The organism is Pseudomonas sp. B3G-3 (assembly GCF_028640915.1).
In the GTDB taxonomy this organism is placed as follows: Bacteria; Pseudomonadota; Gammaproteobacteria; order Pseudomonadales; family Pseudomonadaceae; genus Aquipseudomonas; species Aquipseudomonas chlororaphis_I.
This window is the reverse complement of sequence record NZ_JAQZAB010000105.1, coordinates 121,073-144,139: the sequence shown is the minus strand read 5'-3', so window position 1 is coordinate 144,139 and position 23,067 is coordinate 121,073. Positions and strand designations below refer to the sequence as shown.

Here is a 23,067-nt window from a genome sequence, read left to right as displayed (position 1 = left end):
GGCCATCCCTTTCAAGGTCTTTTCGTTTTGGCAGCCTTGATGACCCTGTCTGTTGAAACGTGGGCATGTACCGCCGTCCCTTGAACCCATGTCCTGGGCTTGGGTACCTTGGGGCCTCGTTGGCTTTTGGCGACTTGCTTGGGTTGAATGTTCTTGGCTAATTCCAACAAGCGCTGGGCCAGTTTTTCCATTGAGACGATCGGTAGATATTCGACGGGCAGAGCGATCTGCATGCCCTCATATCCAGCTCTGACCTGGATCGCCAAGTGATAGATCGAAGCCTCCCAGCCCTCAGGCTGAGTCTCTCGATGAGCGTGTTCGACGCTGCGCTTGAGCAAGGCCAGTACGTTGTACGCCAGCACGGCAGTGGTGAATCCAAGCAAGGCAGCTCGTGGACTGCCGAGAGATTCAATTTCACTTTCCAGAATGGCTTCCAGTCGCTGGAACATCCCTTCAATACTCCAACGACGGCGATAGAAGTCCGCGATCTGCGGTGCGCTGATGCTCTCGGGCAGGTTGCTCCAGAACATCAAACTGCGGTCACCTGAGTCGTTTGGTGAATGGAGCGTCAACTCGATGCGTCGCCACTGATGCCCCCCTCTTACCTCAATGCTTTGTTCACGCACCGTACCTGTTGCAACAGGCAAAGATGCTTGCCACTCGCCCTCTTGAATCAGGCGCGGGTGCTTGGCCTGCTGGCGAATGACAAATGACGTTTTCACTTGTTCACAGGCCTCCATTACAGGAAGCGTGCAGTAGAGCCGATCAGCGATCCAAACCTGGTTCGTCTTGGCATCGGACAGTAGCGGCAACACGCAGACTCGCTCGCTTGCGTAGGCGTCTTCGCAGGGTTGCAGGTCAATGACCTGATCCAGGTCGGGATCGTAGACCACGACCGAGAATCCGGGACGAGCCGCTCCGCGCTCGTGCCGTAGTGCTCCAAGGCGCTTTTCGGTGGACGCCAGGTGGCTGCCGTCTACCACCCGAACCTGCCAATCGGGCAGCATGGCTGAGCCCCCCAACTCCTTGATCGTCGGAGTCAGGCGCTGCGCGCAACCTGTGACCAAGGCGCGCAACAGAGCCGGTTCGGTACGGCTGACCTTGTCGTAAAGGGCCGCCAGGCTAACCGGAAGATCCTCCAGTTGCTTGGCCGCGGCATGTAATGACGGCTTCAAGCCCAATGAAACAAGGGACATGAGCTTAACGATGGTTGAGAACAGCAATTCGCGGGAGTACTGCCGTTGCCGGTGTTCTTCGAAAACCTGATCGACCCACTCCGGCGCAATGGCTTGCTCCAAGGCAAGTTTGGCCATCACGCTGGCAGGTGCTTTTTTCTCGAATCGCGCTAGTACATCGGCCCACATCGTTCGGGTCTTCCTGACTGAATTTCAGCGGATTTTACCCAAGACCTTGAAAGGGATGGCCGTAAGGGCGGAACCCTAAGCCGCCGTGACCGCAGGAATGGATATGTACACCGTCCAAAAAGTGCAGTGCCAGAGCCGACGCTATCGCGGGCAAGCCTCGCTCCTACAGAAGCCTGCAAACGTGCCTGCCATGACATGTACGCCATCAAAACGGCAGCGCCAAAACAGACATCATCGCGGACAATCGAGCGTCGACCGGCCGCGCCTACCCGCGACGGAGCTGGAAGGTTCAGAACGACAACGGATAGCTGACAATCACCCGAGTCTGATCAAAGTCGCTGTTAAAGCTGCGCCGATTGGTAGCGTTATTCACCCGCACACTGAGATTCTTCAGACTCCCACTCTGAAAGGTATACCCCACCTCCGTATCGCGCTCCCACTCCTTGCCATTGCTCCCGACCTTGGTCGTGGCATTCTCGCCATGCCCATAGCGCACCATGGCCAACAACCCCGGCACGCCCATGGCGGCAAAGTTGTAGTCATAACGCACCTGCCAGGAACGCTCGTCGGCGTTGCTGAAGTTGCCGTTGAACATATCGTTGCCCAGGGTCCGGCCGCTGCTGCCGTACACCGACATCCACGGGCTGTCGCCACTGACCTTCTGCAAGCCCAGGTACAGGGTATGCCCGGCGGTTGAGGCCGAGAGCAAGGCATAGGCAGTGCGGCTCCGGATCTCGCCGATGCGCGCCTGGCCGTCATCCTTGTCGATGAAATAACCGAGGTTCGCCCCCAGCACCCAGTCGCCCACCGGCTGCTTGTGCAGCAAGTTGAAGTAGCTTTGCTGATAGATGTCTTCCAACTGCGCATGCCAGGCACCGACCAGCGTGCGCTGCTGGTTGAAGCGGTACTCGGCGCCGGCATAGGTGAAGCCGTCGGAGGTCACCCCGGGCGCGGCCCAGGCCGAGAGGTCCTGCATGTCCGAGGAGTTGCGCAGGCTCACCGAACGGTACTGCCCGGCCTGCAACCCCAGCCCGGCGATTTCCCGCGAATCGAGCATCGCCCCGCGGAAGGTCTGCGGCAGCAGCCGGCCGTCGTCGTAGCGCAGCAGCGGAATGTCCGGCAGCAACTCGCCAACCTTCAATTCAGTGGCGGAAATACGCATTTTCGCCGCCACGCCGGCGCGGCCGTAGTTGTCCGCCGCGCGCCCGTCGTCGTGCACTGGCAACAGCTCCGAACCACTGGTGCCGCGCCCGCTGTCGAGCTTGACGCCGAACATGGCGATGCCGTCCAGGCCGAACCCGACGACGCCCGGGGTGTAGCCGGAATTGAACTTGAGGATAAAACCCTGGGCCCATTCCTCGACCTTGCTCTTGGCCGCCCCCGGGTCGCGAAAGTCCCGATTGAAGTAATAGTTGCGCAGCACCAGGTCAGTCTTGGCGTCGTCGAAAAAGCCGCCTTCTTCGGCCCAGGCCGGCAGGCCCGTGCCCAGTGCCAATGAAGCCGCGGCCAGCGAACGCGCGAGGATGCAGTGAGGGGTGTTCATTATTATTGTTCTCCGCTTTGCATAGGCGCAGCCGTTCCCCGACAGGCCGCTCCAGGCCCGCCTCCTATCGGCTGCAAGAATGCCCGGCCTTGTTCAGGGGCCGGGCGAGATCGTCAGCTCAACGCATCAGAAGGGATAACGACGCGCCGAGTGCTGCACGCTGATCCAGTGATCGCGGGTGAACTCATCGATCGCCCAGTCGCCGTTGAAGCGCCCGAGCCCCGAGTTCTTTTCCCCACCAAAGGGCGCGTTGGCCTCGTCGTTCACCGGGATATCGTTGATATGGGTCATGCCCGCGCGAATCTGTCGGGCGAAGTTCACCCCACGCTCCAGGTTGCGACTGAACACCGCGCTGGACAGGCCGAACTCGCTGGCGTTGGCCAGCTCCAGGGCATGGGTCTCGTCCCGCGCGCGCAGCAGCCCCACCAGCGGGCCGAAGATTTCATTGCGCGCCAGGTCCATGTCGGCTGTGACCTCGCCGTAGACATGGGGCGCCAGCAGGTTGCCCTGGGCCCCGCCCTCGTAGAGCGGCTCAGCGCCTTCGCGGCGGGCCAGTTCGATCTTCTCCCGCAGGCCTTGCAACTGCCGCGCATTGATCACCGGGCCGATGACCGTCTCGATCGATTGCGGATCGCCGACCTTGAGACCCTTGACCCGTTCGACGAAGCGCTGGGCAAAGGCATCGTAGAGGCTGTCGTCGACAATGATCCGGTTGACCGCCATGCAGATCTGCCCCTGGTGCAGGAACTTGCCGAACACCGCCGCGTTCACCGCCTGCTCGAGATCGGCGTCGGCCAGGACCACGAACGGGCTGTTGCCGCCCAGTTCCAGGGCCACGTGCTTGAGGTGCGCGCCGCCGCTGGCGATACGGCCGATGCCACGACCCACCGGAGTCGAACCGGTGAAGGTGATCAGCGAGGGAACCGGATGCTCGACAAAGGCATCGCCGATCTCGCTACCCGCCCCCACCACCACGCTGAGCACGCCCGCCGGCAGGCCGGCCTCCTCGAAAATCTTCGCCAGCAGCAGGCCGCCGCACACCGGCGTATCGCTGGCCGGCTTGACCACCACCGCGTTGCCCAAAGCCAGCGCCGGGGCGATGGAGCGCTGGGTCAGGTGCAGCGGGAAGTTCCACGGGCTGATGACCCCGACCACCCCCAGGGCACTGCGATAGACCCGGCTCTCCTTGCCCGGCACATCGGACTCGAGAATACGGCCATGGACCCGCGCCGGGAACGACGCCGACTCCAGGGCGATGGCCCGCGCCGCGCCCCACTCCAATTGCGCCTTGAGCCGGGTGCTGCCGGACTCGCGAATGATCCAGTCGACGATTTCCTCGCGGCGCCGGTCGAACACCGCCACCACCTGATGCAGCACCGCCGCCCGTGCCGACGGCCCGAGCGCCGCCCATTGCGGCTGCACTTCGGCGGCCTTGGCATAGGCGGCATCCAGGTCCGCGCGGTTGGCCTGGGCCACTTCCAGCAACAGCGTGCCATCGAACGGGTTGCTCACCGCCAGGGTTTTGCCAGCAGCGCCGGCGCGCCACTCCCCGGCGATGGGTTGCAGGTGCAGATCGCTGTAGACAGCTGGAGACTCACTCATGACAAAACTCCTCGAAGGCAGGACTCACAGGAAAGGGGGGCTCGCGACTCAGGGCGTCGAACCGGGTTGGCAGGGTTATTCATGACCGCCTCCGGTGGCCGCCCGCGCCTCGATCAGGCGCAGCAGCCCCAGCAGGGTTTCGGTGTGCGGCACGGCGATGCCGGCCTGGCGCGCCCTGGCCAGGACCTCGCCATTGATCGCGCCGATTTCCGTGGGCCGTCCGGCCAGCACGTCTTGCAGCATCGACGGCTTGTGCGTCCGGTGGTGGGCGATGGCATAGGCCACCGTCTCCAGGCAGCGCTGCGCATCCGTTGCCACCCCCACCGACTGCGCGACGCTGAGCACCTCCAGCACGATGGCCCGGGCCAGCGCCACGCCTTCCGGCGCGGCATCCAGTTGCCCCACCGTGCAGCCGGTGACGGCGCACAGGCTGTTCAAGGCCGCGTTGAACGCCACCTTCTCCCAGATCGAGGTCCAGACCTGCGGGTCCACCGCGCATTGCAGCCCCGCCGCCTCCAGCACCGCAGCCACCTGGTTGCTGGCCTGGCGTTCGACACCCTCCAGCGACATCAGCCGGACCACGCCCTGGCCATGGGAGCGAACATGGGCCGGCCCGGCCATGTCGGCGGGCCAGGTGGTCATGCCGATCATCACCCGCTGCGGGGCGACATGGCGGCACAGCGCTTCGGCGTTGCCCAGGCCGTTCTGCAGGGTCAGCACCAGACTGTGCTCGCCGATATGGCCGGCAATGCTGCGCAGCGCACTGTCGGTGTGCTGGGCCTTGGTGAAGACCAGCAGCAGGTCAGGCTGGCCCGCCACCTGCTCTGGCCGGCAGGCGCTCAGGCCGCCGATGCGTCGGTCGCCGCTGTCGGTCTCCAGGCGCAAACCCTGGCGGCGGATCGCCTCCAGGTGCGCGTCGTTGATGTCCAGCAGCGTGACCTGCTGCCCGCTTTCCGCCAGCAGGCCGCCAAACAGCGAGCCCATGGCCCCCGCTCCGAGAATGCTGATGTTCATCGAACCTCCTTATGGCTGTGAGGGTTGATCGGCAAGGTGCTGCTTGGCGGCCCGGGCTGATCCAGGCACCCGCCGGGGAATATGGCGGCGCACCAGCACCAGGGCGATCAGCGCCAAGACCATCACCGTTCCCAGCAACGTCAGATAGCCATGGGCGCCGCCCTGGGTGATCACCGTGGCGCCGACGAAGGCGCTGAGGATCGCGCCCATGCGCCCGAAGGCCAGGGCCGATGCGGTGCCGGTGGCACGCACGGCAGTGGGATAAATGAAGGCGCACAGCGCATAGAGGGTGGACTGCACGGCGTTGACGAACAGGCCATGTACACCAAAGCCGAAGATCAGCAGGCTGGTGTTCTGGTCGACGTCTACCGCCTGCATGGCGAAGGCGCTGGCCGCGCCACCGGCGCAGCAGATCAGCAGCGGCCAGAACGAACCCCAGCGGGTCATGGCGACCGCACAGACCAGCGCGCCGATCACCCCGCCCAGGTTGTAGGCGGTAAGGCCCGAACTGGCCAGCGCCAGCGGCAAGCCTTCGGCCAGGAGCATGGTCGGCAGCCAGCTGAAGGCGCTGTAGACGGCGGTCAGGCACATGAAGAACGCCACCCAGACCGCCACCGTATCGCGCCCGTAGCCGGGGGCGAACAAGGCACGGAAGCCGCCCTGCTGCTCGCTCTTCTGCTCCAGCGCATCGGTGTAGCGCACGCCCTCGGGCATGGGTCGGCCCATGCGTCCCAGCAGCGCGGTCAACTCGCCCCAACGCTGCGGCCGGCGCGCCAGGAAACGCGGCGACTCCGGCAAGGTCGCCAGCAGCAACAGGCCCAGCACGATGGGCAGGCTACCGCCGATAAAGAACAGCGTGCGCCAGCCATACAGCGGCAGTACGTGGGAGGCGAACAGCCCCGCCAGCATCCCGCCCAGGGGCACACAGACGATGGTCGCCGTGACCGCCAGGGTGCGTCGGCGCGCCGGGGTGAATTCGGCGGTCATGGTGGTGGCGCTGGGCAAGGCACCACCGATGCCCAGCCCGGCGATAAAGCGCAGCGCCGCCACGGTCAGCGCATCCGGCGAGAGGCCGATGGCGCAGGTCGCGGTGCCGAACAGGATCACGCTGGCGATGACCGCCATGCGCCGGCCGAAACGGTCGGCGAACAGCCCGGCGCAGGCACTGCCGATACCCATGCCGATCAGCCCGGCGGCCACCGCGGGGGCGAAGGCCTCGCGGGTGATCCCCCATTCCTTGATCATCAGCGGTATGGCGAAACCTATGAGCTGACCGTCGAAACCGTCCATCACGATCGACAGCGCGGCCAGCAACACCACGATCTTCTGCATCCCGGTGTAGGGCCCGTCATCGAGCAAGGTGCCGATATCGGCACTGCCGGCAACAGGCCGCGATTGCCGGGGCGTCCCCTCCATCACTTCACTGACCGAAGTCGTGTTCATAGCCACCTCTTTTTATTGTTGTGGTGAGTGTGCGCAAGGCGCGGTTGGCATTGCCGGGCCTGCAGCCCGGCACAAGCTCAGTCCTTGAGAATCAGGGTTCGATGGTCAGGGTCGGCACCTCGATCAGTACCGGGCGATTGCCGGCCAGGGCCGCACTGAAGGCGGCGGCGAACTCGGCGCGGGTCGCCGCATGCTGCGCCTGCACGCCGTAGCCCTGGGCGATGGCGCAGAAGTCCAGGCCCGGCACGTCCAGCCCCGGCGCATCGCTGACCTGCAGCACATCGGCGAACCAGCGCAGCGCGCCGTAGGTGCCGTTCTTGAGAATGATGAACACCACCGGGATGCCGTACTGGGCAGCGGTCCACAGCGCGGTGATGCCGTAGTTGGCCGAGCCGTCGCCGATGATCGCCACCACCCGCCGCCCGGGCGTCGCCAGTTGCACGCCGACCGCGGCCGGCAAGCCGAAGCCGAGACCGCCGGCGGCGGGAAAGAAGTAACTGCCGGGCTCGCTCATCTCCACCCGCTGCCAGAACGCGCCGACGGTGGAGGTGGATTCCTTGACGTAGATCGCGTCCCGCGGCGCCAGCTGGTCGATCAGGTCGAACACCGTTTCCGGGCGCAGCAGGCCGCCCTCCTCGCGCACCGGCGCCTGCAGCGGCAAGGCGCTCGGCAGCGGCCGTTCGCTCTGTGGCAGCACGTTGACCAGGGCTTCGAGGGTCAGGGCGATGTCGCCCACCAGCGCATCACCCATGGGCGCCCGCGCCGCCTCGCCCGGATCGCAAGTCAGGTGCACCAGTTCACAGTTCGCCGGCAGGTAATCGCCCGGGGCGTATTGGTGGTAGCGGAACACCGGGGCGCCCACCACCAGGATCAGGTCGTGCTCGGCCAGGCAGCGGCTGATCCCGGCGATGGCCGCCGGCAGCACGCCACGGAAGCACGGATGACGGGTGGGGAACGGGCAACGCGAAGCGGAAGGCGCGACCCAGGCCGGCATCCGCAGTTTTTCCGCCAGCTGCACCGCCAGGCCGTTGCTGCCACTGCCGTCGACATCCGGGCCGAGCACCAGCACCGGGCTACGTGCCGCCGCCAGGCGCTCGGCCAGCGCTTGCAGTTGCGCCGCCGAAGGCAGGCCGGCGTTGGCCACCTGGCGCCGCGCCAGATGCTCGACCCCGGCCGGCGCCGCGCAGGCCCAGTCGTCATAGGGAATCGACACATACACCGGCCCGCGTGGCGCCAGGCTGGCCATATGGATCGCCTGGCTCAGGGTGCGCGGCACGTCCTGGGCCGAGGCCGGCTCGTGGCTCCACTTGACCAGGGGCTTGGGCAGTTGCGCCGCATCGACGTTGGCCAGCATCGCTTCCACGCCGACCATCGAGCGCACCTGCTGCCCGGCGGTGATCACCAGCGGGCTGTGGGAGTACCAGGCATTGGTCAGCGCGCCCATGCCGTTGCCGGTACCGGCGGCGGCATGCAGGTTGACGAAGGTCGGCTTGCCAGTGGCCAGGGCATAACCGTCGGCCATGCCGACCACCGCGCCTTCGTGCAGGCCGAGGATGTAGCGGAAGTCCTCGGGAAACCCCTTGAGAAACGGCAGCTCGTTGGAGCCAGGGTTGCCGAAGATGGTGGTCAGGCCTTGCTCGCGAAGAATCTCGTAGGACGCAGAGTGAACGGTTTTCATAAGGACCCTTGTTATTGGATTTCGGGTTACTCTTGCAGCCGCTAAGAAATTGATCAAATCGATACTATCTCTATCAAAAATAAGACCTGTCTATATCCCAGGGGCGCCATGAGCCACATCGATCTGAACCTGATCCGCACCTTCGTCACCCTCTACGAAGCCCGCAGCGTGACCCTGGCCGCCGAGCGCCTGTTCGTCACCCAGCCCTCGGTCAGCTATGGCCTGGCGCGCCTGCGCGAGCTGTTCGACGACGCCCTGTTCAGCCGCACCCGCGACGGCATCCAGCCAACCTTTGTCGCCGAGCAGTTGTACGGCCCCTTGCGCGAATCCCTGACCCGCATCGAAAGCACCGTGCAGGGCTGTCGCCACTTCGACCCGGCGAGCACCGAGCGGCGCTTTCGCATCGCCCTCTCCGACCTCGGCGAAATCGGCTTTCTGCCGCTGATCCTCGCGCGCTTGAACCAGGACGCGCCGCTGGCCGAAGTCGAGGTCCTGCCCCTGCAGGTGGACCAGGTCGGCGAGTGGCTGGCCAGCGGCAAGGTCGATGCCGCGATCTGCCGCCAGCCGGTCCCCGGCGTCCGCAGCCGAGTGCTGATGCACGAGCGTTATGTGTGCCTGCTCAGCACCGGCCACCCGCGCATCGACCAGCAGTTGAGCCTGGAACAGTTCCTCGCCGAACGGCACGTCGCCGTGACCCGCACCACCGGCCACGGCAATGTCGAAGACGTGCTGAAAAACATGAACGTGGAACGGCGCATCAGCCTGCATGTGCCGCACTTCTCGGTGCTGCCGAAAATCATTCCCGGCACCGACCTGCTGGCGGTGCTGCCGGCGCAGATCGCCCGGCTGTTCATCCATGAAGGCGAGCTGAAGCTGCTCGAACTGCCGTTCCCGGTGGCCGAGTTCGCCGTGTCCCTGAACTGGCATCCCAACAGCGACAGCTCCGCCGCCCTGCGCTGGTTCTGCGACACCATCGCCGACGCCATCATCAGCGGCCAGGGCCAGAGCCAGGGCTAGACGCTGGCCATCGCCGGCTGCGCCCGGGCCCGGGCCGGCTTGAGCAGCAACAGGCAGCCGGCGGCAATCACGAACACACTGGCAAACACCCCGTACAGATGCAGCGGCTGCCAGCCGCCATCCAGCAGGAAGCCGGCCACGGTCGGCGAGAGAATCGCGCCGATGCGACCGATGCCAATGCCCCAGCCAACGCCCGTGGCGCGCACCGAGGCGTCATAGACCATCGGCGACAGCGCATAGAGGCCGGCCACGCAGCCGTTGGAAAACAGCCCGATCAGCAACCCCAGGCCGAGCGCCGCGGCAATCGACGAGGCCGAGCCGACGAACAGCACCAGCAGGCCGGCGGTGATCAGCATGAACAGCGCCAGCACCCGGCCCAGCGGCCAGCGCGAGGCCAGGCCGCCGATCAGCGCCGCGCCGAAGATCCCGCCGACGCTGAGCAGCACCCCGCCGGTGATCCCCTGCTGCGCCGACAGCCCGGCGGCCACCAGCAGTTTCGGGGTCCAGCTCATGACGAAGTAGAAGCCGAACATCACCAGGAAAAACAGCAGCCAGATCAGCAAGGTGGTGCGGCGCATCGCCGGCGCCAGCAACTGGCCGAAACCGCTGGGCGCGCCGGGTTGCCTGGGCTGCTCTGGCGGCAACTGTTCAAGCTCGGGCTGCTCCAGGCGCCGGGCCAGGCGATTGACCCGCGCCAGGGCATTGCCGGGGCGGCGGGCAAGCAGGAAGTCCAGGGATTCGGGCAGCCACAGCAGCACCAGGGGAATCACCAGCCAGGTCACCGCACCGCCGAACAGGAACACCGAGCGCCAGCCCCAATGGCCCAGCAACCACACCGCCAACAGCCCGCCCAGGGTGGCGCCCAGGGCATAACCGGTGGATTGCAGGCTGACCGCCAGGCCGCGCCAGCGCTTGCTGGAATACTCGCTGGCGATCACGTTGCTGCTGGCCAGGATGCCGCCGATGCCCAGCCCGGTCAGGCCGCGCAACAGCGCCAGTTGCAAGGGAGTCTGGCTCAGGGCCGAGAGCAGCATGCCGAGCCCGGACAGCGCCAGGCAGAACAGGATCAGCGGACGCCGGCCGAACCGATCGGCCCAGGGCGCGATAAACAGCGAACCCGCCGCCATGCCGAACAATCCGGCGCTGAGCAACAGGCCGACCTGCGCCCCGTTCAAGCCCCACTCGGCCGATACCGAGGCCGCGGTGAAAGCCATCACCAGCACGTCGAAACCGTCGATCATGTTCAAGACAATGCAGATGCCGATGGCCAGGCATTGGAAGGCGCTCATCGGGCCGCTGTCCACGCGGCTCTTCAGGTCGAGCGTCATGACCGCACCTCCCCAGCGCATAGCGGCGACAGCGAGAGGGAAAACAGCAGCGTGCACACAGACAGACGGCGGACGGAACCCAGGCAGTTCCGCGCCCTTGATAAGCCATTCATGACGAGACCCTTCTTGTAGTTTTTATCGGGGGACGGTCGGGAGGGACCCGCCATCGCCAGGTGGCTAATCAACCATCCAATGGATCCATTAACAATAGGTGAGATTGAACCAATCCCTGGAAAGACGACTGAAATCCATGGAGAAATACTGAGATGCTTTTATTTACTCAATAGAAATCAATCGTTTATTAAAACAATCATCTATCGATTTTTTCGGGCGATTATCGACCAGACTCAGCCGGCACAGACTGTTGATGATCTTGTGGCTGTGTGCGGCTAAAGAATCCCGATTTATTGGATCCAATAACCTCAACGTTATGTAGGCAACCCGCACAACCTGTCATCTACCGAATGACAGTCCGCCTGAGGTGCGCGACCATGCCCGTCGTTGCTCCCAGACGTATCACCCACTGAAAGGAATCTCCCGCCCCATGACTAGCCGTCCGCTGTTCGCCCTGCTGCTTGCCCTGCCCATGTTGCTACTCGGCGGTTGCGACCGCCCCATCCGCTGGATGCACCCTGATCCGTCCAAGGAGCTGCTGATCCGGGCCATGACCGAGCTCAACGGCTTTCACGCCTACGACAGTAGCGGTCATGAAGACAACAGCCTGATCACGGGTGTCGAAGCCATGCGATTGCTGGAAGACAGCACGAAAATCACCGAGAAGACCCCGGACTTCATGTTTGTCGAGATCAAGGGCCGGACCCTGACCATCATCGGCTACTCACAGACCTACCGCCCCCGGGGCCAGGACCACCAGACCCCGATGATCTACAGCTATGTCGGCGAGCTGAAGCGGGCACGTTATGCTCTGCCCCATATGGCACCGAACATTGACGACCTGAAGTTCACCTCCAGCCCGCAAGAGAAACTCAAGGTGGCGCTGCTGCCGCTGTCCAGCGGGCGAGTGATCTATCCCGATTTCAATGGCGACCTGAACATCGGCTCCGAAGGTGGCCGCTACAGCCAGATCAGCGCCTTTACCCGCAAGGACTGGGACGTGATCTTCTGACATCCTCGGCCGGGATTGGCGAGTCGACGCCGCAGCACCAGCCCGGGTGCCGACCAGCTGAACCCCGAACCAGCACCGTTGCCGTTACGCCCTCCTGCATCAGCGGAATGACCTCGTCCTTAGACAACCTGTAACAACTCCGGCTGGCCCCGGCACCGCTTAAATGAGATGGTCCCCTGTTGGTTGTTTTGGAGGCATGTCATGACTACATTTCAATTCATCGCAGGCATGGTCTTTTGTCTGGCAGGACTGGGCGTGAGGGCCTACCTGACCGTGCAGCATCCAGGGGAAGAAAAGGCCTGGCGTTCGTCCAGCGTGCGAAAGTCCGCCAAGTAAGCCTTGCCCCCTTCTTTGAATACCGCTGATGGCCTTCCGGCCAGCCCCGCCTGGACCAGGTGGAGGCCCATGAAAAATGCCCGTCTCTCGCGATACGGGCATTTTTTTCCGCTCAAGAAATCAGTCATCCCGCCCGATGCTGGCCGGCAACAATGGCAAAATAGCCGCCGTCCATGCCCGAGATCGTCTCTATGCAAAGCACTCCCACCCTCACCGCCCGGGAAATCTGTCAGGTACTCAGGGAACTGGCGCTCGGCACCCGCACCCTGGGTCCATCGAGCCACCGCGTTTTGCTGGCGGACGACAGCTGGCAGGTGCGGCTCGATATCGAAGGCTGGACCCTGACCCTGGTCAACCATGGCCAGACCCTGAGCCATTGCGAGCAATGCCATTCGCCGGATGGCCGGGGCGGGACGCTCGACGCCTGGCAGCGCTACGGCACCGACCCGGTCAAGCTGCTGAGCATCTGGGAACACCAGCAGTTGCAGCGCCTGCTGCAGGCGTTGTGAACAAAGGCGCCTTCCATTACACCCAGGCCAATCCCCCGCCCGTCTGCTTAAGGAGCCAAAACCCGTGTCGTTCATCGGGATAACGGGAATCGGCCATGGCGTTTTTGCCGGGCTTCTATACTCATTTTCGCAGAGGCGCGCACCAGCACAGCGGGCCTCATGAGCGCAGTTCCGCCGTGAACATGAAGTCGCCAGCGGCAAAGGATTGCGAGGGGTGTGGCGCCACACGCGCCACCTGGCCTGATGCTGCAAGGAAGGTGCATTCATGAACACGATTCGACAGGATGTGGCAACACTCGGCTCCGGATGGGACAACAAGGTCCTGCTCAATTACGCGCTGGCCATGCGCGAACTGGACAAACTACCGATCACCAACCGCAACAGCTGGAAATTCCTCGGCGCCATCCACGGCTTCGATCGGCAGTTGTGGGTCGAGGTCAATGTCCTGGGCGATTCCGATCCGGTTCCCAAGGACCTGACCAACTTTACCTACGGCAGCCAGTGCCAGCACGGCAGCTGGTACTTCCTGTCCTGGCACCGCGGTTACCTGGCGGCCTTCGAGGCGATCGTCGCGGCCAAGGTCAAGGAACTGACGGGCGACGACTGGGCGCTTCCGTACTGGAACTACCTCAATAGCAAAAACCCGGACGCGCGGCGGGCTCCGGAGGCGTTCCTGGCGGACACCCTGCCGGACGGCAGCCCCAACCCGCTGAAGAAATATCCTCGCCGGCAGGGCTTTACCACGCTGCGGCCGAACTCCCTCGATGCCTTCAGCCTGGCGGCGATGCAAGAGAACGATTTCCAGGTCGGCAATGACGGCAGCATCGGCTTCGGTGGCGGGGTCACCGGCAATTTCGCCCAGTTCGCCCGCTGGACCGGCGACCTGGAGAACAACCCGCACAACACCGTGCATCGCCTGATCGGCGGTGGCGAAGGCTTCATGGCCGACCCGTACCTCGCCGCCCTGGACCCGATCTTCTGGTTGCACCACTGCAACGTCGACCGGCTCTGGGAAGCCTGGATGAACACCCCGGGCAAGACCATGGTCCGCGATCCGCGCTGGCTCGACGGCCCGGCCGACCGCCGTTTCATCATGCCGACGGTCGGTGGCGGTGACCCTGGCATGAAATTCACCGGCCGCGACACGTTGAAGGATGGCAAATTGCATCCGCGTTATGCCGACTTGAGCATCGGTACGGGCGTGAAACCAGGAGTAGAGGCTGTGACACGGGTCAAGATGGGTGCGCCGGAACAACAGAACATCGAACCGATCGGCGCCAACCGATCGGTGGTCACGGTCGGCGGCTCGCCAGTACGCACCCAGGTCGACCTCGACCGCCAGGCCACCAGCACCGGCATCGCCGCGATGGGCGCGACGGACCTGGGCCAGCCGGTGACCCGGCTCTACCTGGCGCTGGAATCGGTGCGCGGCTCCGCGCCCTCGCCGCAGCTTGCGGTCTACATCAACCTGCCGAAAGACAGCGATCCGCAGCAGCATCCCGAGTGCCATGCCGGCAGCCTGACGCTGTTCGGGCTGAACGTCGCCTCGCGCCCGGACGGTGGGCACGGCGGCCACGGCCTCGGCTATACCATCGACATCACCGACCTGGCCCAGCGCCTGACCGATGCCGGCGACTTCAACCCGGACTATCTGCGGGTGACCCTGGTCCCGGGCGAGCAGGTCTCGGCGGATAAACCGGTGACCGTGGAGCGGATCAGCGTGCTCAAGCGCAGTGGTATCGTCAGCTGAGTCACGCCTCATGCAACCCGGACCGGTCTTGCTCAGCTTCACCCGGGCGCCCTGGCCGTTGCTGTTCGCGACGGCCGGGCTGGGCCTGGCCCTGTGCCTCTACACCGCCGGGCACCGCAGCCTTCCCGCCTTCTGCAGTTCCGTGGAGGGGCTGTCCATCGTCACCAGCTGGCCCACCGCGCTGAAAGCGGAACTGGCGCTGAACCCGGCGCAGCAGATGCTGGCGGACTGGGCCCTGATGCTGCTGGCGATGATGCCGCCCCTGCTGGCGATGCCGCTCCTGCATATCTGGCACTCCAGCCTGCCGCGCCGGCGCATCCGTGCGGCGCTCGGCTTCCTGCTCGGTTACACGATCTTATGGATGGCCGCCGGGCCGCTGCTGATGGGGCTCGCCTTGCTGCTGCAACTGAGCGTCGCCGGCGCGGCACTGGCCACGGCCCTGCTGGCTGCCCTGCTGTGGAGTGCCAGCCCGTGGCAACGCACGGCGCTCAACCGTGGCCACCGCCTGCGCCGGATCGGCCTGTTCGGCTGGGCCGCCGACCGCGATTGCCTGGTGTTCGGCGCAACCCACGGGGCCTTGTGCATCGCTTCGTGCTGGGCCTGGATGCTGGTGCCGCTGCTGGGCGGGGCCTGGCACATTCCACTGATGCTGGTGGCCGGGGCCATCATGCTGGTCGAACGCCTGGCACCGGGCGATCGGCCGCGCTGGCACTGGCCAGCGATTCTCCCTCGACTCGATCTCTGGCTCCTTATGACGCGCAAGGTGGCGCACGCCCATGACTAGACGGACCTGCCTGACGATCGGCGTGAGCACGCTGACGCCGCTACCCAACCAGACACTACGTTTCGCCTACCTGGACGGCGCCGTGCTTGCCGCCCGTTCGATCGGCGACTGGGCGTTGCGCTCGGGCTTCGGCGCCGACAACGTCAGGATCGTCGACGACGGCCCCATAGACGGCCAGGGCAATCCGGTCACCCGCGAGCGGGTGCAACAAGCGGTGGACGAGCTGTTCCCCGCGGGCGCCGAAGTGGTCGAGCAATTGATCCTGGCGTTTTGCGGCCATGGCCTGACCGACGCGAATATCGGCTCGATCTCCTGGCTGTTCAGCGACTCGCTGCGCCAGAAATACCGGGTCCTGGCCGACTCGTTCTACACCGAGTTGCTGCTGCATGGCGTGCAGCGCATCACCCTGATCACCGATGCCTGCCGCGAAGCGCCGAAAAACCTCGACCTGACGCGACTGGATGCGGTGCGCGGGATCGTCGTGCAAGGCACGCAAGTGGAAAACCCCAGGTTCGATCGCCTCGCTGCCTGCCAGGACGGACAGCTGGGTTACATGGTGTCCGAGCCGATGTCCGGCGCTCCGGGCAAATGCGTGTTCTCCGGGGTGATCGCCGATGCGCTGTGGGGCATCGAGCCGACCGCCATCAGCAATGGCCTGATCACCACCGCGACCCTCGGCATGTGCGTGCGCTCGCGCACCACCGAGCGGGCGAAAGAATATCGCCTCAAGCTCAACCCGCAGTGCCTGGTCGATCCGGAACCGGCCGTGCTCTACAACACCGCCCAGCCGTTGCCGGGCCCCGCCGGGTTGCAGCCCTGGCCAGCCGCGGGCAACGCCGCCACCATGGGGCCGTCCCCGGCGGCCGGCCCGGTGGATTCCGCCGAGCATAACCTTGAGCGGGTCCACAGCGATGCGGCCTTTCGCGAGCGCATGCTCGGCAGCGATTTCGGGCTCAAGCAGCACGACCTGACAGTTCCCGCCGACCAGATAATCAGCATTCCCGACTCCAGCAAGGAGCTGCTGCAGGACCTGGTGGTGCTCCGCCAGCAGAGCCCGCGCTTTCCCGAGAAGAAACAGAAGGTCAAGGCGCTGGTCCAGCGCCTGGAAGCGGATGCCGCCGCCGAGATGCGCCAGTCCGCGGCCACCGAGGTTCGCCGCAGGATGAAACAGATCGGCGACCCCGGCGAGGCCAACCTGATCGTCTACGGCGAGGGCGCGAAGCTCTTGTCCCGCAACCCGATCGAGCGACTGGACAGCACCTCGCTGTTCGAGACGTTCCACGCCCCCAGCAATCCCCAGGGGATGCCGGTCCTGGTGGCGCTGGCCGACGGCACCTTCACGCCGGTGGTGCCTTATGCGGGTCAGTACGCCGTGGTGATGCCCAGCCCCCTCGGCGATATTTTCCAGGCCTACGGAATGCCCAAGGCCCCCGACAGATACCTGGCGATGCTCGGCGCGATCGACGATTTCGCCGCTGGCCGGCTACAGGCCGAAGACATCGACCAGTTCGCCGCCGGCGTGTGCCATAAAAAGCATGCCGACCCCATGCTGGGGGTGATCTGCGCCTACCTGTACCGCGCCGTTGCCGACTACGACAGCATCCGGCGCCTGGCGTATTTCTATGCCGCCCAGGGCCAGCCGGTGCCTTTCGACATCGCCTTGCTCGGGGCCATGCGGGTGACCCGGGAGCCAGACGGCACCCCACAGCTGCAAATACCGGCCGTCAAGGCGCGCGCGCTCCGGCCCAAGGCGGCCAAGGCCCCCGACTATATCCGGCGCGCGACACCCGCGGTGCAGGCCTGGATCGGTGGGCGTTGCCCCTGGCTGGGGCTGGGCTGGGACTATGTCAACGACCCACGGCCGGAATGGGCCGCACTGGTCGAAGGGCTTGCCGAGCATGCCAAGGCGGTGCGGCACAGCGGATCCACGGTGCTGCCAGAAAAGGCTGCCCGCAAGCTGGCAAAAGCCTGGCGCCTGCAGCCATCGGCCCGCGAAGACCTGACGCGACCCGCGGTAGCCCGCCAGGCGCCCGCCAAGGAAACGAACCGCCCCTCGCGGCGGTCTGAACAGTGATGGCATTGAGAATGGGGCAGCGCCACAAAGCCCCGACATTCACAATGGAGGTCTCGTCATGAGCGCCCTGACGATCGAAGGCTGGTGCAAGTCCAGCGATGGGCAAAAATCCATGCCGCTGGGAGAGATCCATTTCTACGTCGATGGTCCCCTGCACCTGCGCCTGGAAGAAGCCGAGGAACGTCTGCAGAAAACCCATGAACAGGAGGCCATGGTCGACGTCGACATGGACACCATGGAGCTGATCATGCCCGAGGGGTACACCCCCCTGTCCGACTGCCGGATGCGCGTCTACCTGCAGCACGGCCGCGGCCAGTTCCACCTGGTGGGGCATCGAGCCAGCGATGGCAGCCTGATCTATAGCAATGCGGTGTTGATCGACCAGCTGCTGTAGAGGCCCTCCCCGCCAATGGCTTTACCGCGGAGGCGCCGTGCCCTGGCGCCTCCCGGCCATTACCAGAGGCAGGGGAACAAGCGCCAGCGTACCCGTTGGCAATAGTCGGCATAACCGGGCAACTCGGCCTGCAACAGCTGGTCCTCCCATGACGTGCGCAGGACCAGCAGCGCCGCTGCCAGCGCGGCGGGAAGCAGTGCCCAGAACGAAGCCAGCGCCAGCGCCATGCCGAAGAACAGGCACAGCGCGGCGAGATACCCGGGATGCCGCACAAAGCGGTAAGGCCCGCTATCGATAACCCGCTGCTGCCGCTCGGACTGGATCCGCACGCCCGGCTCGAAGAACGGGTTCACCGCCTGCGCCCAGCCGGTCACTGCGATGCCCACCAGCACCGCCAGATAACCCGCCAGCACCAGCCAGGCCGGAACAGCCGAGCCCTGCAGCCGCCCGGCATCGAGCGCGGCGACCGGCAGCACGGCTGCCATCGCCGGCAGGATGATCGCCAGCAGTTTTTTGTCCCAGCTTTTGGTGCCCGCCTGGAAGCGGCTGCGCGCGCGGTAGATCACCGGGTTGACCCGGGCGAGCACCAGGGCCGAAACGCCAAAGCCCAGGGTCATGACGGCGAGGAATATCCAGCCGGGCCACCAGGCGATCGTGCCGGCCGGCAGGAAGATCAATCCCAGCAGCGCCAGCGGCAGGCCGATCGCATAGGCGATCGCCGTGCCGCGCGACATCGGGTCCGGATCCCGAGGTGTGGAAGGGGTTTGCATAGCGTTCACCCATAGGCAGAGAGATGAAGCCTGGCCCGGTAAACCTCATGGACAGGCCTGGCCTCTTCGGCCTGCGCCGAACCTGAAGCATAGAACACCGGGTAAACCCCCTGCCCGCTCCGGGCCGAGACGCGCAGCTTGCGTTCGGTCGCCCGGCCCTATCGGCAGCTTGGCAACGCGCCTTCGCATCCGTATATTCGAATAACCATATATTCAAGCCAGTGACGCCTGTTTAACCCCATGGCTCAATCCTTCTACCCGGAAGCCCCGATGAAAATCCTCTTCATGTGCACCGCCAACAGCTGCCGCAGCGTTCTTTCCGAAGCCCTGTTCAACCATCTGGCGCCGGCCGCTCATCACGCGGTGAGCTCGGGCAGCTTCCCCAGCGGCACGCTCAACGCCCGCGCCCTGGCCACCCTGGAACAGGCCGGCGTCAGCACCAAAGGCCTGTACAGCAAAGGTTCGGAAGCCTTCGCCGACAGCCCGCCCGATATCGTCATCACCGTCTGCGACAAGGCCGGTGGCGAGCCCTGCCCGGTGTATTTCGGCCCGGCGCTGAAAAGCCACTGGGGGCTGGAGGACCCTTCGGAGGTCCAGGGCGATGAGCAGGCGATCCAGGCCGCCTTCGAGCAGACCGTGCAGAAAATCCGCCAGCGCTTCGCCGCCTTCTTCGCCCTGGACCTCGACCACCTTTCGCCCACCGAGCTGAAAAATGCCCTCGACCGCATCGGAGCGCTGTGATGAACGACGACCAGAAGCCCAGCGAAGAACAGCTGTCCGCCCTTGACCTTGAACTGCTGCAAGCCTTGGCGCCGGAGCATCTGGAAACCCCGGCAACCGCCGCGCACAAACCGCGCATCCTGCTGCTCTACGGCTCCACCCGCGAGCGCTCGTTCAGCCGCCTGCTGACCCGGGAAGCGGCGCGCATTCTCGAATTCCTCGGCGCCGAAACCTATATCTTCGACCCCAGCGGCCTGCCGCTGCCGGACGATGCGCCGGTGGATCACCCCAAGGTCCAGGAACTGCGCGAACGGGTGCTGTGGTCCGAAGGCCAGGTCTGGTGCTCGCCGGAACGCCATGGCGCGATGTCGGCGGTGTTCAAGGCGCAGATCGACTGGATCCCCCTGACCCTCGGCGCGGTACGCCCGACCCAGGGCAAGACCCTGGCGGTGATGCAGGTCTGCGGCGGCTCGCAGTCGTTCAACACGGTCAACCAGCTGCGCGTGCTGGGCCGCTGGATGCGCATGTTCACCATCCCCAACCAGTCCTCGGTGCCCAAGGCCTTTCTCGAATTCGATGACCACGACCGCATGAAGGCCTCGCCCTACTACGACCGGGTGGTGGATGTGATGGAAGAACTGATGAAGTTCACCCTGCTCCTGCGCGGCCGCGCCGACCTGCTGGTGGACCGCTACTCGGAACGCAAGGAAAGCGCCGCGGCGCTGTCCAGCCGGGTCAATCAGCGTTCGATCTAGCTCAGGCAATTCCAGCGCAAGAGACCGAGTGCAGCGCCGGGCATTGCTGGTTAATCTCTGGCTACGCCCATTGCCCAGGACTTTCCATGCCCGATCCATTGCTTGAGGCCCGCGCCTTTCTGGCCGGGCTCGACCCTGACTGGGCTCGTCATGTCGAGGCGGTCGGCCCGTGCCTGCACCAGGCCAAGCCGGCCCGCGAGCCCTGTGAGGCGCTGGTGCGGGCGATTGCCTATCAGCAGCTGCACGCCCGCGCTGGCGATGCGATTCTCGGGCGTTTTCTTGGCCTGTATGGCCCGGCGGCCTTCCCCTCCCCCGAACAAATCCTCGCCACCGATTTCGAGCAGTTGCGTGCCTGCGGTTTTTCCGCCGGCAAGATCGCCACCATTCGTGGTATTGCCGAGGCGACCTTGCGCGGTGTGGTGCCGGATTACCAAGCGGCCCGGGCCATGGACGATGAGGCGCTGATCGAGCGCCTGACCAGCCTGCGCGGCATCGGTCGCTGGACCGTGGAGATGCTGCTGATCTACAGCCTGGAACGCCTGGACATCCTGCCCGCCGACGACTTCGGCGTGCGCGAAGGCTACCGCCGCCTGAAGGGCCTGGAGCGGCAGCCGACGCGCAAGCAGATGATCGAGATCGGCCTGTCCTTGCGCCCGCACCGCACGGTGGCGGCCTGGTATCTGTGGCGGGTGCCGGCGCGTTGAACGAGGGTTGATCGCGGCAAGCCTGGCGCCCACAAAAACGTGTCCATCTCGATTCCGCACCACGCCCCCGTAGGAGCGAGGCTTGCCCGCGATGACGATCTCAAGAACAGCATCGCCCCAAAGGCCCTCATCGCCAGCAAGCTTGGCTCCTACAGAGACCATGTACGCCCAGCGTTTCAGTTCATCCCCAACCAGTTCGGCAGCGCCAGGGAAATGAACGGCACGTAGGTCACCAGGATCAGGAATGCCAGCAGGATCATCAGCCACGGCAGCGCCGCGCGGATGGTCTGGCCCAGGCTCAGGCCGGTCACCGCCGAGGTGACGAACAGGTTCAGGCCCACCGGCGGATGCACCAGGCCGATTTCCATGTTGACCACCATGACGATGCCCAGGTGGATCGGGTCGATGCCCAGTTTCATGGCGATCGGAAAGAAGATCGGCGCCAGGATCAGCACGATGGCCGAGGGCTCCATGAAGCTGCCCGCCACCAGCAGCACCACGTTGACCATCAGCAGGAAGCCGATGGGCGACAGCCCGGCGTCCATGACAAAGGTGGTGATCTGCTGCGGGATCTGCTCGGTGGTCAGCACATGGGCGAAGAGCATGGCGTTGGCGATGATGAACATCAGCATGATCGACAGCCGGCCCGACTCCACCAGCACTTTCGGGCAATCGCGCAGGCGCATGTCCTTGTAGACGAACAGCGCGACGAAGGCCGAATACACCGCCGCCACCGCCGCCGCTTCGGTCGGGGTGAACAGGCCGCTGTAGATGCCGCCGAGGATGATCACCAGCAACAGCAGGCCCCAGAAGGCCCGGCGCGCGGTGCTCAGCCATTCGCGGAACGACACCCGCGGTTGCGCCGGCAGCTTCTTGATCCGCGCGACGATGTAGATCACCACCATCAGGATCACGCCCAGCAGCAGCCCCGGGACGACCCCGGCCATGAACAGCTTGCCCACCGAGGTTTCGGTGGCCGCCGAGTACACCACCATGACGATCGACGGCGGGATCAGGATGCCCAGGGTCCCGGCGTTGCAGATGATCCCGGCGCCGAACTCCCGTGGGTAACCGGAACGCACCATGCCGGCCACCGCAATCGAGCCCACCGCCGCCACCGTTGCCGGCGACGAACCGGACAGCGCGGCGAACAGCATGCACGCCAGCACCGCGGCAATCGCCAGGCCGCCGCGGATGTGCCCGACGCAGGCATTGGCGAAATCGATCAGGCGCTGCGCCACGCCGCCGGTGGTCATGAAGGCCCCGGACAGCAGGAAGAACGGGATCGCCAGCAAGGTGTAGGCCTCAGAGGTTTCGAACAGCTTGATCGCCAGGGAACTCAAGGAGTCCGGGCTGAACAGCAGGATCGAGGTGGCGCCGGCGAGTCCCAGGGAAATGGCGATCGGCACGCCGAGGAACATGAAGACGAACAGCATCAGAAACAGGCAGAGAATGGCCATCAGTGCTGATCCTCGTGGTGACTGGCAAGCTTGCTGGCCTCGGCCGCCTCATCGGCCAGGCCCAGGTTGATCTGCCCGCGCATGAGGATGCGCCACATGATTTCCAGGTAGCGGATCAGCACCAGGGCAAAACCGAAGGGCACGATCATCGCGATATGCGACAGGTGAATGCCGAACTGGTCCAGGTCCTCGGCTTCGATGCCGGCCTGGATCAGCGCCATCAGCCACTTGAAGCTGGCGACCATGAACAGCCCGGCGTAGACCATGCAGCACAGGCAGGCGATCACCGCCAGCAGGCGCTGGGCCGGGCGCGAGGCCAGCTTGACCAGCGCGTCCACCCCCAGGTGGCCGGCGGTGCGCACACCGTAGGAAATCCCGAAGAAGATCAGCCAGCCAAACAGCATCTTGGTCAGCGCCACGCTCCAGACCATCTCCTGGGCCAGCTCCATGAGGAAGTCGCCGATCCCCAGGAACAGCGTGCTGCCCCCTTCCCAGGCATCGCCGATGGCATAGAACAGCGGGTACAGGTTGTTGAGCACCACGTAGACGAAAGTCACCAGCGTCATGGCCGCCAGCAGGAAGGCGATGAACGCCTCTTCAAAATGTTCCCAGAACCGCCTCAGCCTGTGCATTGAGGTTCTCCGCGAAAGTGCCAGTGGAGTGCAGCCCGGTAGCGGCTGCCGATGGGCCGCTGCG

The 23,067-nt window shown here is 65.1% G+C and carries 21 protein-coding genes; 11 read left to right on the top strand and 10 right to left on the bottom strand.

Annotated features, from left to right (window positions below):
- Positions 1-11: 11 nt before the first annotated feature.
- The 6 genes from PVZ80_RS15730 to mdlC all read right to left on the bottom strand — a co-directional run bounded on the left by PVZ80_RS15730 (position 12) and on the right by mdlC (position 8,644).
- The gene (locus PVZ80_RS15730) at positions 12-1,313 is read right to left on the bottom strand and encodes an IS4 family transposase (protein WP_080710636.1); all 1,302 of its coding nucleotides are present in this window, start codon (positions 1,311-1,313) and stop codon (positions 12-14) included.
- A gap of 340 nt (positions 1,314-1,653) precedes the next feature.
- Positions 1,654-2,907, bottom strand: coding sequence for an OprD family porin (locus PVZ80_RS15725; protein ID WP_101282292.1), 1,254 nt, complete (start codon positions 2,905-2,907; stop codon positions 1,654-1,656).
- A gap of 126 nt (positions 2,908-3,033) precedes the next feature.
- Complete coding sequence (locus PVZ80_RS15720; protein ID WP_273864184.1) at positions 3,034-4,509, bottom strand: aldehyde dehydrogenase family protein; 1,476 nt, start codon at positions 4,507-4,509, stop codon at positions 3,034-3,036.
- A gap of 75 nt (positions 4,510-4,584) precedes the next feature.
- Positions 4,585-5,523, bottom strand: a complete 939-nt coding sequence (locus PVZ80_RS15715; protein ID WP_273864183.1) for a ketopantoate reductase family protein — start codon at positions 5,521-5,523, stop codon at positions 4,585-4,587.
- Positions 5,524-5,532: 9 nt separating this feature from the next.
- The gene (locus PVZ80_RS15710) at positions 5,533-6,966 is read right to left on the bottom strand and encodes an MFS transporter (RefSeq protein ID WP_273864182.1); all 1,434 of its coding nucleotides are present in this window, start codon (positions 6,964-6,966) and stop codon (positions 5,533-5,535) included.
- Positions 6,967-7,057: 91 nt separating this feature from the next.
- Positions 7,058-8,644: a benzoylformate decarboxylase gene (gene mdlC / locus PVZ80_RS15705; RefSeq protein ID WP_273864181.1), complete on the bottom strand. Its 1,587-nt coding sequence runs from the start codon at positions 8,642-8,644 to the stop codon at positions 7,058-7,060.
- Between the two features lie 108 nt (positions 8,645-8,752).
- Here mdlC and PVZ80_RS15700 point away from each other — a divergent pair, with 108 nt between their 5' ends.
- On the top strand, positions 8,753-9,661 hold the full coding sequence (locus PVZ80_RS15700; protein WP_009048552.1) for a LysR family transcriptional regulator: 909 nt from the start codon (positions 8,753-8,755) through the stop codon (positions 9,659-9,661).
- Here PVZ80_RS15700 and PVZ80_RS15695 read toward each other — a convergent pair.
- Complete coding sequence (locus tag PVZ80_RS15695) at positions 9,658-10,989, bottom strand: MFS transporter (protein ID WP_124354902.1); 1,332 nt, start codon at positions 10,987-10,989, stop codon at positions 9,658-9,660. The genes PVZ80_RS15700 and PVZ80_RS15695 overlap by 4 nt on opposite strands.
- A 544-nt stretch (positions 10,990-11,533) precedes the next feature.
- Here PVZ80_RS15695 and PVZ80_RS15690 point away from each other — a divergent pair.
- From PVZ80_RS15690 to PVZ80_RS15660, 7 genes are all read left to right on the top strand, one after another.
- Positions 11,534-12,115: a hypothetical protein gene (locus tag PVZ80_RS15690; protein ID WP_009048550.1), complete on the top strand. Its 582-nt coding sequence runs from the start codon at positions 11,534-11,536 to the stop codon at positions 12,113-12,115.
- 201 nt (positions 12,116-12,316) lie between these two features.
- Positions 12,317-12,451 (top strand): hypothetical protein, encoded by a 135-nt coding sequence (locus PVZ80_RS15685; protein WP_016702627.1) that lies wholly within the window; start codon positions 12,317-12,319, stop codon positions 12,449-12,451.
- 191 nt (positions 12,452-12,642) lie between these two features.
- Entirely contained in the window at positions 12,643-12,960 is a 318-nt protein-coding gene (locus PVZ80_RS15680) for a DUF7693 family protein (RefSeq protein ID WP_103331357.1), read from the top strand.
- Positions 12,961-13,225: 265 nt separating this feature from the next.
- On the top strand, positions 13,226-14,710 hold the full coding sequence (locus tag PVZ80_RS15675) for a tyrosinase family protein (RefSeq protein WP_273864180.1): 1,485 nt from the start codon (positions 13,226-13,228) through the stop codon (positions 14,708-14,710).
- 10 nt (positions 14,711-14,720) lie between these two features.
- Positions 14,721-15,494, top strand: coding sequence for a copper chaperone (locus tag PVZ80_RS15670; protein ID WP_273864179.1), 774 nt, complete (start codon positions 14,721-14,723; stop codon positions 15,492-15,494).
- Entirely contained in the window at positions 15,487-17,568 is a 2,082-nt protein-coding gene (locus PVZ80_RS15665; RefSeq protein WP_273864178.1) for a hypothetical protein, read from the top strand. The genes PVZ80_RS15670 and PVZ80_RS15665 overlap by 8 nt, the downstream gene beginning before the upstream one ends.
- 58 nt (positions 17,569-17,626) lie before the next feature.
- The gene (locus tag PVZ80_RS15660) at positions 17,627-17,962 is read left to right on the top strand and encodes a hypothetical protein (protein ID WP_009048545.1); all 336 of its coding nucleotides are present in this window, start codon (positions 17,627-17,629) and stop codon (positions 17,960-17,962) included.
- Positions 17,963-18,021: 59 nt separating this feature from the next.
- Here the strand turns inward: PVZ80_RS15660 and PVZ80_RS15655 are convergent, their stop codons facing one another.
- The gene (locus PVZ80_RS15655) at positions 18,022-18,696 is read right to left on the bottom strand and encodes a methyltransferase family protein (RefSeq protein WP_273864177.1); all 675 of its coding nucleotides are present in this window, start codon (positions 18,694-18,696) and stop codon (positions 18,022-18,024) included.
- A gap of 306 nt (positions 18,697-19,002) precedes the next feature.
- On the opposite strand from PVZ80_RS15655, the gene PVZ80_RS15650 reads away from it, so the two are divergent.
- The 3 genes from PVZ80_RS15650 (at position 19,003) to PVZ80_RS15640 (ending at position 20,911) form a co-directional block, all read left to right on the top strand.
- A complete protein-coding gene (locus PVZ80_RS15650) occupies positions 19,003-19,473 on the top strand; it encodes an arsenate reductase ArsC (RefSeq protein WP_028682339.1) in 471 nt (156 codons plus the stop codon).
- Positions 19,473-20,207: an arsenical resistance protein ArsH gene (gene arsH, locus PVZ80_RS15645; RefSeq protein WP_009048542.1), complete on the top strand. Its 735-nt coding sequence runs from the start codon at positions 19,473-19,475 to the stop codon at positions 20,205-20,207. The genes PVZ80_RS15650 and arsH overlap by 1 nt, the downstream gene beginning before the upstream one ends.
- An 86-nt stretch (positions 20,208-20,293) precedes the next feature.
- Complete coding sequence (locus PVZ80_RS15640) at positions 20,294-20,911, top strand: DNA-3-methyladenine glycosylase family protein (RefSeq protein ID WP_273864176.1); 618 nt, start codon at positions 20,294-20,296, stop codon at positions 20,909-20,911.
- Between the two features lie 176 nt (positions 20,912-21,087).
- On the opposite strand, the gene dctM is transcribed toward PVZ80_RS15640, so the two are convergent.
- Together dctM and PVZ80_RS15630 are read right to left on the bottom strand one after the other, a co-directional pair.
- Positions 21,088-22,371 carry a C4-dicarboxylate TRAP transporter large permease protein DctM gene (dctM, locus tag PVZ80_RS15635; protein ID WP_025809386.1) on the bottom strand — a complete coding sequence of 428 codons (1,284 nt, stop codon included), beginning with the start codon at positions 22,369-22,371 and terminating at the stop codon, positions 21,088-21,090.
- The gene (locus tag PVZ80_RS15630; RefSeq protein WP_041986451.1) at positions 22,371-23,003 is read right to left on the bottom strand and encodes a TRAP transporter small permease; all 633 of its coding nucleotides are present in this window, start codon (positions 23,001-23,003) and stop codon (positions 22,371-22,373) included. Before PVZ80_RS15630 ends, dctM begins: the two co-directional genes overlap by 1 nt.
- Between the last annotated feature and the right edge of the window lie 64 nt (positions 23,004-23,067).

Coding starts and splice junctions, on each gene's coding strand:
- PVZ80_RS15730 (WP_080710636.1), bottom strand. CDS start 1,313: ATGGCCAAACTTGCCTTGGAGCAAGCCATTGCGCCGGAGTGGGTCGAT.
- PVZ80_RS15725 (WP_101282292.1), bottom strand. CDS start 2,907: ATGAACACCCCTCACTGCATCCTCGCGCGTTCGCTGGCCGCGGCTTCA.
- PVZ80_RS15720 (WP_273864184.1), bottom strand. CDS start 4,509: ATGAGTGAGTCTCCAGCTGTCTACAGCGATCTGCACCTGCAACCCATC.
- PVZ80_RS15715 (WP_273864183.1), bottom strand. CDS start 5,523: ATGAACATCAGCATTCTCGGAGCGGGGGCCATGGGCTCGCTGTTTGGC.
- PVZ80_RS15710 (WP_273864182.1), bottom strand. CDS start 6,966: ATGAACACGACTTCGGTCAGTGAAGTGATGGAGGGGACGCCCCGGCAA.
- mdlC (WP_273864181.1), bottom strand. CDS start 8,644: ATGAAAACCGTTCACTCTGCGTCCTACGAGATTCTTCGCGAGCAAGGC.
- PVZ80_RS15700 (WP_009048552.1), top strand. CDS start 8,753: ATGAGCCACATCGATCTGAACCTGATCCGCACCTTCGTCACCCTCTAC.
- PVZ80_RS15695 (WP_124354902.1), bottom strand. CDS start 10,989: ATGACGCTCGACCTGAAGAGCCGCGTGGACAGCGGCCCGATGAGCGCC.
- PVZ80_RS15690 (WP_009048550.1), top strand. CDS start 11,534: ATGACTAGCCGTCCGCTGTTCGCCCTGCTGCTTGCCCTGCCCATGTTG.
- PVZ80_RS15685 (WP_016702627.1), top strand. CDS start 12,317: ATGACTACATTTCAATTCATCGCAGGCATGGTCTTTTGTCTGGCAGGA.
- PVZ80_RS15680 (WP_103331357.1), top strand. CDS start 12,643: ATGCAAAGCACTCCCACCCTCACCGCCCGGGAAATCTGTCAGGTACTC.
- PVZ80_RS15675 (WP_273864180.1), top strand. CDS start 13,226: ATGAACACGATTCGACAGGATGTGGCAACACTCGGCTCCGGATGGGAC.
- PVZ80_RS15670 (WP_273864179.1), top strand. CDS start 14,721: ATGCAACCCGGACCGGTCTTGCTCAGCTTCACCCGGGCGCCCTGGCCG.
- PVZ80_RS15665 (WP_273864178.1), top strand. CDS start 15,487: ATGACTAGACGGACCTGCCTGACGATCGGCGTGAGCACGCTGACGCCG.
- PVZ80_RS15660 (WP_009048545.1), top strand. CDS start 17,627: ATGAGCGCCCTGACGATCGAAGGCTGGTGCAAGTCCAGCGATGGGCAA.
- PVZ80_RS15655 (WP_273864177.1), bottom strand. CDS start 18,696: ATGTCGCGCGGCACGGCGATCGCCTATGCGATCGGCCTGCCGCTGGCG.
- PVZ80_RS15650 (WP_028682339.1), top strand. CDS start 19,003: ATGAAAATCCTCTTCATGTGCACCGCCAACAGCTGCCGCAGCGTTCTT.
- arsH (WP_009048542.1), top strand. CDS start 19,473: ATGAACGACGACCAGAAGCCCAGCGAAGAACAGCTGTCCGCCCTTGAC.
- PVZ80_RS15640 (WP_273864176.1), top strand. CDS start 20,294: ATGCCCGATCCATTGCTTGAGGCCCGCGCCTTTCTGGCCGGGCTCGAC.
- dctM (WP_025809386.1), bottom strand. CDS start 22,371: ATGGCCATTCTCTGCCTGTTTCTGATGCTGTTCGTCTTCATGTTCCTC.
- PVZ80_RS15630 (WP_041986451.1), bottom strand. CDS start 23,003: ATGCACAGGCTGAGGCGGTTCTGGGAACATTTTGAAGAGGCGTTCATC.